The 12,698-nt window shown below is 53.3% G+C and carries 1 protein-coding gene; it reads right to left on the bottom strand.

Features of this window, described 5'->3' with window-relative positions; translation table 11 throughout:
- Complete coding sequence (locus A7975_RS20440) at positions 1–12,696, bottom strand: non-ribosomal peptide synthetase (protein WP_065386309.1); 12,696 nt, start codon at positions 12,694–12,696, stop codon at positions 1–3.
- Between the last annotated feature and the right edge of the window lie 2 nt (positions 12,697–12,698).

The following is a 12,698-nucleotide window of genomic DNA, read 5'->3' as shown; positions in this document are numbered from 1 at the left end:
TCAGCAGAGCAGCTGTCTGATCAATTCCGCGTTAGCCTTTATATGTGCTGGCTCTAACATATCCTCATGCGTTCCGGCTCCCTTATATTTGAGATGCCTGCCTCGCGTATGCTTGCTCCAGTTAAGCTGGCGCTGAAGCAGGCTCTGCTCCTTGCCTTCGGACTCGATGAAATGGATATCGGCGGCGAGCTTGCCCTTATTGTCAAGCTTGTTCAAAAAGGACATATAAGCCACGATATGACTGTAAATCGTATCGCGGATCATATCGTTTTGCAGATAAGCGCCGTATTGCGAGCCTCCGGCTTCCTGCTCGATCATTTTCCCGACCTCTTCTTCCGTTTGCCGTGAAGACTGCTTGATCGCCTTCTTTTTAGGTTCGGCATCGAGCATAATCAGATCAGATACGACGCTTCCTTCGGCTTCGAGCTTCTGGGCTACGTTAAACGCTAGGTTTCCTCCGGCCGAGTAGCCAAGTAACAGATACGGACCTTCCGGCTGTACGCCTCGAATGTATTTGACGTACTGCTCGATTCGGTCATCCTCATGAATGAAATCGAAGCCGTAAACGGCAATTCCAGCCTCCTCCAGCAATCCGCCAAGCTCCTGATAGACGAAGCCGTAGCCGGCTATCGGCGGGAAGCAAAATAAATGGCGATCTGCTGGGCTGTTAAGCGGCGTAATCGGCTGTCCACCGCTTCGCTCGATGCGTATGCGGGCTATAAAGCCCGATAGCTCCGCTATCGTCGGGTGCTGGAAGACGGCGATAAACGGAAGCTCGATGCGCAATCGTTCATACACATTTGCCGTCAGCATAGCCGCCTTTAGGGAATTCCCGCCAACCTCAAAGAAGTTATCATGTATGCCAGCTTGTACGACTCCGAGCAGCTCCTCCCAGATTTGCGCCAGCTTCTGCTCTTCTTCATTCCTTGGCGCCGTATACGGCTCCCTCGAAGCATTAACGTCCGGCAGCGGCAATGCCTTCAAATCGAGCTTGCCGTTTGGCGTGAGCGGAAGCTGCTCCAGCAAAACGAAATGGGAAGGCACCATATAAGCTGGAAGTTCTCTAATTGCGGCAGCTTTGGCTTCGTGCACCGTTTCTTCGTTTTCTGTGACTAGATAAGCACATAAATACTTTTGCCCGCTTGCGTCATTAAACGCTTGAACCGAAGCTTCGCGTACAGCGGGCTGCTTGAGCAGCACGGCATCAATCTCCGCCAGCTCAATGCGGTAGCCGCGTACTTTTACCTGCTGATCGATGCGTCCGGCAAACTCGATCATGCCATTAGGCAGCCAGCGTGCCGCATCCCCCGTTCGGTACATGCGCTCGCCCGGCTCGAACGGACATGGGACAAATTTCTCTTCCGTAAGCCCCGGTTGATTCCAATAACCGCGCGCGAGGCCGGCGCCTGCGATGCATAATTCTCCTCTGACGCCAATAGGCTGCTGCTGCATCCGATCATTTACGATATAAATTTTTGTATTGGCAATCGGCTTGCCAATCGTTATGCTGCTGCCTGGATCAAGTCCGCGCATGAAGGTGGACATGACGCTGCTTTCGGTAGGCCCGTATTCGTTCACGAGCTCTGCCTTCGCATTTTTCCGTTTCGCTTGCTCCACCAAGCCGCTGCTGACAGGCTCGCCGCCAAGCAAAATTTGACGAAGCGACGCTGCCTCATCCGGCTCAAGCAAATGGATGATTGCACCGAATAAGCTTGGGACGCCGTTTAGATGCGTAATTTTATAGGTGGATACATACTTCTTCAAAGCTACCGGGTCCTTCGCTTCATCCAATGAAACAAGATAGCTGACGGCACCTGATGAGAGCGGCGTGAACAAGCTGATGACTGACGCGTCGAAGGAAAATGACATCATTTGAAGCGCTCTGTCTTCCTGTCCGAATCCGAACTCGTCACGCCTCCACTTCACCGTATTCGCAATGCTTTGATGCTCGATCATCACTCCCTTTGGTTTGCCCGTCGTCCCCGAGGTGTAGATGACATAAGCCAAATGCTGCGGCAAAACGGTCCATTCCGGGTTCGATTCATCCGCATCGTAGTTATCCTCTGCTTCAAGATCCAGCATACTTCCGCTAAATTCGAATTTCGTATCCTTTATGACGCTTGCTCTTGCGAGCAAGAGCGGCGTTCGGCTGTCCTCAAGCAAATAACCGATACGATCAGCAGGATAATCGGGGTCAATCGGCAGGTATGCAGCGCCAGCCTTCATGATGGCAATTAAACCTGTAACCATTTCAATCGTTCGGTCGGCAACAACCGCGATGATATCGCCGTTTTTTATGCCGCGGCCACGGATGGTGCGGGCTAGCCGGTTCGCCCTCGCATTCAGCTGCGAGTAGGACAAGGAAAACTCCCCTTGTACGACGGCAGCTTGAGACGGAAGCCTTCTTGCCTGCTCCTCGAACAGCCCATGCAGCAGGCTCGAGCCTGCGTATTCCCGTTCAGTCGCATTCCAGTCCGACAAAAATTGCTTTTCCTCGGAAGTCATCAGATCCATCTGCCCAATCGTTGAATCTGGCGAATACGCCGCCGTTTCAAGAATACGCAGGAAATGGCCTGCCATTCGATGAATGGTTTCTTCCCGGAACAGATCCGTGCCATATTCAAAGCTTAATCGCAATGTCCCTTCGCCCGGCGCCACTATCAAGGATAGATCAAATTTGGAAATGTGATGCTCTTGCCCGAACGGCACGATACGCAGCTCGTTTTGCCCAAGCGGCGATTCAGCTATTTCGCTGCGTTCTGAGCGTTCAGACTCGCCGTTTTGCCAAACGACCACGGTGTCGAACAGCGGATTGCGGCTTAGGTCACGCGGCAGCTGCAGCTTCTCAACCAGCATTTCAAACGGATAATCCTGATGCTCGAAAGCATTCAGCGTATTTTGCAACACGTCTGACAGGAGCTCCCGGAAGGTCTGCTGCCCATGGAGCGAGCTGCGAATAGCCAATGAATTGACGAACAGGCCAAGCATGCCTGCCGTGTCGGCGTGCGAGCGTCCTGCAATCGGAGCGCCGACGACGATATCCGGCTGTCCCGAATAACGGGACAGCAGTACTTTGTAAGCTGCAAGCAGTACCATGTACAGCGTTGCACCCGCATTTTGCGCCAGCGTTTCCAGTCTTGCCGTCAATTCGTAATCGGCCTCGAAAGCAACGATAGCGCCGGAGAAGCTCTTTACCAATGGTCGGGCGAAGTCAGTCGGAAGCTCAAGCACCGGCGCCCCTCCACCCTTAAAGGCGTGCAGCCAGAATTGCTCCTGTTTGGCAAAAGCTTCGCTTTCCAGCCATTCGTTTTGCCATATCGCGAAGTCCTTGTAATGCAGCACAGGCGCGGGAAGCTCTTCTCCTTCATACAAACGGATAAGCTCCTGCAAGAAGATCGCGCCGGATTCGCCGTCCGAGACGATATGGTGCTTATCGTAGGCAAACACATGCTTATGTTTGGAAATTTGGAACAATGCCGCCCGCAGCAGTGGAGCCTTCGCCAGGTCAAATGGACGGAACCATTCCGCAATCTGCTGGCTTGCCTCTTCCTCTGAGCTTGCCTGATAGCGTTCCAGCTGCAGATCAACCATATCGTGAACACGTTGTAGCGGCTGGCCGTTCACTTGATGAAAGGAGGTGCGCAGCAGCTCATGTCGGGCAACGAGCTTTTGCAGCGCCTGTTCGAATCTCGCCGCATCCATCCTTCCTTCCAACCCAACGACAGCCGGCATATTGTAGGCTAGGCTTGTCCCTTTCCCTTCCATCAAGTCAAGAATATACATCCGCTTCTGCGCCGACGACACGGCATATAGCTCCTGCTTAGCCGCAGCTTTGATCGGGCTAAAGGTTTGCAAGCCATTCCCGTCAATATAACGCGCAATCGCTTCGATCGTAGGCGATTCGAATAAATAGCGAAGCGGAACCTCAACGCCGGATGCTTTGTGTATCTTGGCGAGCAATGCCATCGCTTTGAGCGAGTGTCCGCCGAGAGTGAAGAAGCTGTCCCGTACGCCAATGCGTTCAATGCCAAGCGCCTCCTGCCATAAGCCGGCAAGCAGGTCCTCCATTGGCGTGCGAGGTTCGACATACGCTACTCCGATGTCCAGCAGCCCTTCCGGCTCTGGCAAAGCTTTCCGGTTTATTTTGCCATTGGAGGAAAGCGGCAAGCATTCCAGCTGCACGAACTGAGCAGGAATCATATAGGCCGGGAGCCCGCTGCCTAGATGCTCGCGAAGACCGCTTACGTTCAGCTCGCGATCGGCAGTAAAGTACGCGCACAGGAAGCTTTGCTTCTCCTTATCCTGCAAGGCGACAACGACGGTCTCGCGTATAGCCTCATGTGCAAGCATCATCGTCTCGATCTCGCCAAGCTCAATGCGGTAACCGCGAATTTTGACCTGAAAATCCAGCCTGCCCAAATATTCAATATTTCCATCCGGCAGCCAGCGCGCCAAGTCGCCGGTACGGTACATTGTTGTGCCTGGTGTGAACGGATTGCCGACAAACTTCTCTTCGGTCAGCTCCGGCTTGTTCACATACCCCCGTGCCAAGCCGATTCCTGCGATGCACAGCTCCCCCGGAATGCCAATCGGCTGCAGATGAAAATCCTCGTTCACTACATACAATTGTATGTTGTCAATGGGTTTGCCTATTGGTACGGCCGCCGTCACATCAGTTGTGGAGCAATCAAAGTGCGAGACATCGATGGCTGCCTCCGTCGGGCCATACAAATTAATTAGCTTGGTGCCATGCCTGCCGTAAAGCTCCTCTTGAAATCGCCTCACATGACCCGGCTGCAGCGCCTCGCCGCTGGCAAATACATAACGCAGGCTGGGCAGCTGCGCCGCATGTGCGCCGCTTGCTGCATATTCCAGAAATAGACTAAGCATCGACGGTACAAAATGCAGCGTCGTCACCCGGCTTCGCTCAATCGCCTGAACGATTTCCTCAGGGTCCTTCTCCCCTCCCGGCTTCAGGAAGCAAACTTTTGCCCCCGCCAAGCTCCACCAGAACATTTCCCAGACGGAGACGTCGAAGGTATAAGGTGTTTTCTGCAAAATAACGTCGTTTTCGTTTAGCGGATACGCCTTTTGCATCCAGTGAATCCGATTAACCGCCGCACGGTGCTCGATCATGACCCCTTTTGGCTTGCCCGTGGAGCCAGAGGTATAAATCACATATGCAAGATGCTGCGGCAGCGCAACCGGCATTAAATTACTTTCTTCACCGTCCTCAAATGCGGCTTGGTCATTAAGATCAATCACCTCGCCAGCGGTTAATGAGCGTGCTTTAGCAGCAAACCTCGTCTGCGTCAGCAGCCAATCAGCCCCGGAATCCTCCAGCATGTACTGGATTCTATCCTCCGGGAAATCCGGATCTATCGGCAGATAAGCTCCGCCCGCTTTCTGAATAGCGAGAATGCCGATGATCATCTCGGCAGCGCGTTCCAGCATCAGCGGTACGATACGGTCAGGGCATACACCGCTTCTGCGCAGCTTATGCGCAAGTCGGTTAGCTTGCATATTCAGCTCGCGGTACGTAAGCGTTCGGCTGCCATCCTCCACAGCGACAGCGTCGGGCGTTTTGTCCGCTTGTGCCTCAAACCATTCATATAACGTCGTTTCACCTGGGAATGCAGTTTCCGTACCATTAAACAGCTCCGTCAATTGCGCTTTTTCCTGAGCGGTCATCATATCAAGCTCACCGAGCAGCACCTCAGGGTTGCCGGCGATCACTTGCAAAATATGAATAAAATGATCACCCATCCGCTCGATCGTCTCACGCTTGAAGAGGGCTGTTCCATACTCGAAGCCGATGATTATTTCATCCTCCGATTCCGTTGCCTCCAGCGATAGATCAAACTTGGCTGCTCCGCCTTCAAAAGGGTACGGCTCAATGCTCAGCCCCGTCAGCTCGCGTGTGTCCATATTAATATTTTGCAGGCTGAACATCGTATCAAAGAGCGGATTCCGGCTTAAATCACGCGGCAGATCCAGCTTCTCTACCAGTGTGTTAAACGGATAATGTTGATTGTCGAGCGCCGCAAGCGTTGCTTGCTTGATCTCCTCTAGCAGCTGTCCGAAGCTTTTGGTAGATTCGGGATAGCTGCGCAATGCTAGTGTATTTACAAACATCCCGATAACCGGCTCTACGTCCGCATGCGGGCGTCCCGCCACCGGCGTGCCTACGACGATGTCGGTCTGGCCGCTGTATTTGTGGAGAAGCACATTATATGCGGCAAGCAGCACCATGTATAAGGTCGTTCCCGTGCGCGCTGCCGTTTCATTCAGTCCATCCTTCAGCGCGCTTCCGGCTCGAACGGCATGATTTGCTCCTTTGAAGCTTTGCACTGCGGGACGCGGATAATCCGTAGGCAATGCCAGAAGCGGCACTTCCTCGGCAAAAGCCTCCAGCCAATATTGCTCCTGCCGCTTCAAGGCGGACTTCCCGTCTTCGCTGCCCAGCCATACGGCATAATCCTTGTAGCTAACGCGCAGCGGCGGCAGCTCCGCTCCGTCATAGAGCTCGGCAAATTCCTTCATAAATAGGCTCATTGACACGCCGTCGGCAATAATATGGTGCATATCGCAGAGCAGCACATGTTTCTCTGCCGCGAGCTGAATCAGCTCTACCCGAAGCAGCGGTGCTTTCTCCAAATCAAACGTTCGAATAAATCGATCAATATAAGGTAATAACTCTTCTTCCTTCGCCTCACGCCTAATCACACGGAATGCGATATCATCGTCCAAAAGAATACGCTGGACAGGTTCGCCGTCTGCTAAGCTGAACGCAGTGCGAAACGCTTCGTGACGGGAGACGAGCTTGCGGAAAACCTGCTGTACATGCTCCCATTCAAGCGGGCCTTCAATCGTCATCACCCGCGGAAGATTGTAGCTGATGCCTGCTCCTTCGAACCGGCTTAGCACAAACAATCGTTCCTGAGCCGGCGTAAGCGGATAATGCGGCTGTCCAGGCGCCTTGCTTATAGCAGACTGCGCTGCTTTGTCCGCATGATCAATGTAGATGGCCACCGCTTCCACTGTCGCCGCTTCAAATAGCTTCCGCAGCGGAACGTCAACGCCAAAATGCCGTTTCATCCGCGCAATCAGCGTCATTGCCTTCAAGGAATGACCGCCGAGTGCGAAGAAATCATCCTTCACGCCAACCGGCGAACTGCCAAGCACTTCTTCCCATAATGCAGCCAGCTGTGATTCCGTCTCATTGCGGGGTGACACATAGCCGGCGCTTAGAGCTGCGGCTGCGGCAAAATCCGGCTGCGGCAATGCGCGGCGATTGATTTTTCCGTTGGCGGTTAACGGGAAACGCTCCACCCTGATGAAGCATACCGGAATCATATACGCGGGAAGCTGTTCCGCCAGCGCTGCACGAAGCTCCGAAGCACTAAGCTCAGCTTCGCTGACATAATAGGCGCATAATGCCTTCTGACCATTAGCATCTTCGCAGGCAACGACGCATGCTTCCTTCAATCCCGGCTGCTTCAACAAAGCTGCATCGATCTCCGAGAGCTCGATCCGGTACCCGCGAATCTTCACCTGCTGGTCAATCCGGCCCAAATACTCAATCAAGCCATCCGCTCGCCAGCGGGCCAGATCCCCGGTTTTATACATCCGCTCGCCACGTTCATAAGGGTTGGGAACAAACTTTTCCCCTGACATTTCAGGCAAATTCGCATATCCGCGGCCGACGCCATCTCCGCTTACGACAAGCTCGCCCGGTACGCCTATCGGCTGCAAATGACCCGCTTCATTCACAATATAAGCACTCGAATTGCTAATCGGCCGGCCGATCGGAATGGAGTCCTCATAGTCGGAATCGATGGCGAAAGTCGTCGAAAACGTCGTATTTTCCGTTGGTCCGTACCCATTTATTATGGCAAGGCCTGGCGTGCTGCGCCGCACGCGGTTAATATGCCGAGGCGAGAGCACATCTCCCCCGACAATTAATTGCCGGACGCCTGCGAACATATCCGCCTTCTCTTCCGAAAGCAGATTGAATAGCGGAGCTGTCAGCCACATCAACGTAATTTGATGCTCGCGAATATAAGCTGCCAATTGCTCCGTGTGAAGCAGGACGTCCTTGTCCACGATATGCAGCGTCATTCCGTTTAGCAGCGCGCCAAAAATCTCAAACGTAATCGCGTCAAAGCCGACGGAGCCTGTTAGCAACAGCCTTCCGTCTGGATCAAATGAAGCGTACTCTGTCCCTTTTACCAAGCGAACCACGTTGCGCTGCTCAACCATAACGCCTTTCGGATTGCCCGTAGAGCCAGACGTATACATCAAGTAGGCAAGATCAACAGGCGAAATGGCTGCATTCAAATCCTCGTCTTTGGCAGACTCTTCCGACAGAAATGGAGCGAGATCCGTCCATCCGATGCTTAAGCCGTGCAGCGGCTCCGTTTTGAATGTTAAACACGCCTCTGCCGCACTATCCTCCAGCATGAAGCGAATCCGTTCCTCCGGTAATGATGGATCAAGCGTGACGAATGCTGCCCCTGACTTCAAAATCCCAAAAATGCCAATGATCAGCTCGGGTGATCGGTCTGCATATACACCAACGGTTTGCCCGTGCCTGATGCCGTCCTGCCGAAGCTTATGCGCTACTCGATTAACGTATCCATTAAGCATGCTGTAGCTTAACGATCGTCCGTGATAAGCGATGGCAGTATGCCCCGGCGTAAGCTTTGCTTGCTCTTGAAATAGCTCTGCAAGGGAGGCATCGCGCGGATACGCGGTGCGGGTGTCATTGAAAACCCGCAAAATAACCTGCTTCTCGCCGCCGGTAATCATTTCGACGTCTCGGATCGAGCAGCTAGGCTGTTCGGCTATGCCCTTCAATATTTCAATAAAGTGACCCAGCATCCGCTGGACGGTTTCCTCCCGATACAAAGCTGAGCTGTATTCCGCGCTTAGCAGCAGCCCTTCTTCTGCTTCTCTTGCTTGCAGAGACAAATCAAACTTCGAGACCCGCGCCTCAGCGTCCAGCGGGGTGAAGCTCAGACCTGCAAGGCCGGTCGCTTCGAGATCCATATTTTGCAAAATAAACATCGTGTCAAACAACGGATTGCGGCTAATATCCCGCATCAGCCCAAGCTTCTCGATCAATGACTCGAAGGGATACCCTTGATGGTCGAACGCCTCGAGCGTAGATTCCTTTACCTCTTGCAGGAACGCAACAAAGGATTTGTCCGCTTCCGGCCTGTTCCGCATGACAAGAGTCCCGACGAACATGCCGATCATCGGCTGCGTATCCGCATGCTGGCGTCCAGCGGTCGGTGACCCGATAAGGATGTCTTCTTTGCCCGAATATTTTGCCAGCAGGATGTTATAGGCTGCAAGCAGCACCATATAAAGCGTCGTATCCGTCTGCTTCGCAAGTGCCTGAAGCCGATCTAACAGGGATCGGTCAGCTTGCTGCGTGACCACGCCGCCTTGGAAGCTCTGCACCGGCGGACGCGGGAAATCGGTCGGAAGATCCAGCACGGGCAGCTCGCCCGAAAACCGATTCAGCCAGTATTGCTCCTGTCTCTGCAATTGCGCTGAACCAAGCCGCTCCTGCTGCCATACTGAGTAATCCTTATACTGCACCCGCAGCGGCTCCAAATCGATGCCTTGATAAAGCGCTGCAAACTCCTTGACCACAATGCCGGCCGATACCCCGTCTGAAATAATATGGTGCATATCGTATAGCAGCAGATGCTTATTTTCCTTCAATTTAATTAGCTCCGCTCGGAACAACGGTGCGGCATTCAGCTCGAACGGACGTACGAACGCATCCGTCAGCCGCTCCGTTTCGGATTCATCCGCTTCCGAATAAGGAACGTTAAACGCGACCTGCTCCTCAACAATTTGAACGGGCTCTCCGTCCACCACTTCAAAACGAGTCCGAAGCGTTTCGTGGCGCTGCACGAACTGATGAAAAGCCGACTTCAGCCTCGCCGCATCAAGCTCTCCTTCTATGAAAAGGAAGCCCGGCAAATTGTAGCTTGTCCCTGAGCCCTCAAGCGAGCTGACGACAAACATCCGCTTCTGAGCCGAAGATACCGGATAGTGGCTTCTTTCTTTCACCGCCTCAATATCCGAATAGGAATGACCGAGCCCCGACTCCTTTTGAAGGTTAATATAAGCTGAGATTGCTTGAATAACTGGCGATTCGAAAATAAGCCGAAGCGGAACCTCAACGCCAAACGCTTGGTTAATTTGCGAGATCATCGTCATCGCTTTGAGGGAATGCCCTCCTCTTTTGAAAAAATGATCCCTTGTACCGATGACTGGAACCGCAAGCAGCTCCTGCCACATGGCACATAGCCGTACTTCCGTTTCGTTCGCAGGCGGAACGTACTCCTCCTCGTCGCGGGTAATCGCCGCTGTGTAATCCGGCTCCGGCAGTGCCTTCCGATCCAGCTTGCCATTTGGCAGCCGCGGCATTTGATCGAGCTGTACGAAATGCGTTGGCACCATATAGGAGGGAAGCTCGGAGGAGAGGGTCACTTTAAGGTCTAGTAGGGCAAGCTCGTCCACCGCTGTTAAATAGGCGCATAAGCTTTTTTGTCCATGCGCGTCATCACGGGCTATGACAACCGCTTCCTCGACAGACGGATGGTTAAGCATTGCCGCTTCTATCTCGACAAGCTCGATGCGATAGCCGCGTATTTTGACCTGATAGTCGATCCGGTCGATATATTCAATCCGCCCATCCGGCAGCCAGCGTGCCAGATCGCCGGTACGGTACATGCGCTGCCCCGGCAAAAACGGACACTCCGCAAATTTCTCCGCGGTCAGCTCCGCCCGCATCCAATAACCGCGGGCAAGGCCAACCCCCGCTATGCACAGCTCGCCTGGAACGCCTATCGGCATAAGCTGGCCGTGCTCATTGACGATATAGATGCTCGTGTTCGCAATCGGACGACCAATTGTGATTGCTTCATAAGCGTTTAACTGACGGCAAATCGTTGCCACAACGCTGGTTTCTGTCGGACCATATTCATTGACAAGCTCCGCTTGCGGCGCAAGCCTCCTGCTCCGTTCAAGAAGACCCTCTGGAATCCGTTCCCCAGCCAGCGTCACAATACGCAGTGAGCGGGCAGCCTCCGGCTTCATGCCGTCAATGATCACGGCATACAGACTAGGAACGCTAATGAAATGCGTTACCCGCGCTTCCGCAATGTATCTTCTGATTGCAAGCGGGTCCTTCGCTTCCTCTTCGGAAACTAGCAGCACCGAAGCGCCAGCGATGATCGGGGTGAAGAAGCTTGTCACAAAACCATCGAACGAGAAGGAAAACAATTGCAGCACAACGTCCTTCTCCGTCAAACCATACTCAGCAGCACGCCACTGAATCGAGTTGGCAGCTCCGCGATGCTCGACCATGACTCCCTTCGGTTGTCCGGTTGTGCCTGACGTATAGATCAGATAAGCCAGATGCTCAGGTCCAGCCAAAGCGTTTAAATCGGAGCCATCCGTTTCATACGAAGCCTCATCGCCCAAATCAAGCGACTGCACCGAGCCGCTTTCAGCAAGCAAATGGGATTGCGCCAAGACGAGCTTAGCGCGGCTGTCTTGGATCAAATATTCCCGTCTCTCCTGCGGGTAGGCCGGATCGATCGGCAAGTAAGCCGCCCCTGCCTTCATAACAGCGAGTATGGCTATAATCATCTCGTTTGATCGCTCCGACATGACAGCAACAACGGTATCCGCACCTGCTCCAAGGGAGCGAAGCGTACGCGCAAGCTGATTCGCGCGCGCATTCAGCTCTCCGTATGTAAGTCGCTCCATGCCGAATTGAATAGCAGTACGGTCCGGCGATTTGCGAGCCTGCTCCTCAAACAGCCCGTGCAGCGTTCGTTCTTGGGGGAGATCAAGCGATGTAGCATTAAAAGTCTCGAGTAGAAGCTTTCGTTCCCCCGCAGTCAACAAATCCAGCTGGGACAAAGGCTCATTTGGCGTTTCAATCGCGCTAAGGACATGATTAAGATGAGCGGCTAACGATAAGGCAGCTTGCTCGTTATATCGCTGCAAGTCGTACTCAATCGCCAGCTCCAACCGATCCGCTTCCTTGCGGAACACAAAGGTAATGGAAGCGCACAATTTTGAAGCATAACTTCTGTCATGAACGCCTTCCAGCATCACAAGTATAGGCAATTCAGCCGTTCCATCGTCCGACAGCTCGATTTGCGCATACTCGGCCAAAGCATGGAAAGGAATGTTTTGATGCTCATTCGCTTCAGTCACCGCTTCCCTGACATGGCCTGCCCAATCACGGAAAGTATACGAACTCTTATATTCGGTATGTATGACTAGCAGATGATTGATAGACTCTTTCAGATCCTTATTCTGCTTGAATACCGGCACCCCAATCCGAGCTTCTGCCTCAGAAGTGTAGCGGTGCACCAAGTAGCTGACGCCGGATAACAGCAGCATAAACAAGCCGTATTCCGTGCTTGCGGCAGCTATCAGCCTATTTGCCGCTGCCTCGTCTATAACATGCCGATGAATGCCGATCCCATGCGGGCTGCTGCCGTTTGCCTTTGCGGGAGAGGCTAAGCCTCCGCGAGCAATCATTCGCGGAAGCTCGCTCATGCCGATATCATCCCGAAGCTTCTCAGCCCAGTACTTCTGCTCTTTATCATATCGGCCGCCTGTCAGCAGCATTTGTTGCGCGTATTTATCGAACATTG

The organism is Bacillus sp. FJAT-26390 (assembly GCF_001682865.1).
In the GTDB taxonomy this organism is placed as follows: Bacteria; Bacillota; Bacilli; order Paenibacillales; family Paenibacillaceae; genus Pristimantibacillus.
The sequence above is the reverse complement of the archived record's forward strand: the minus strand, read 5'-3'. Positions and strand labels throughout refer to the sequence as shown.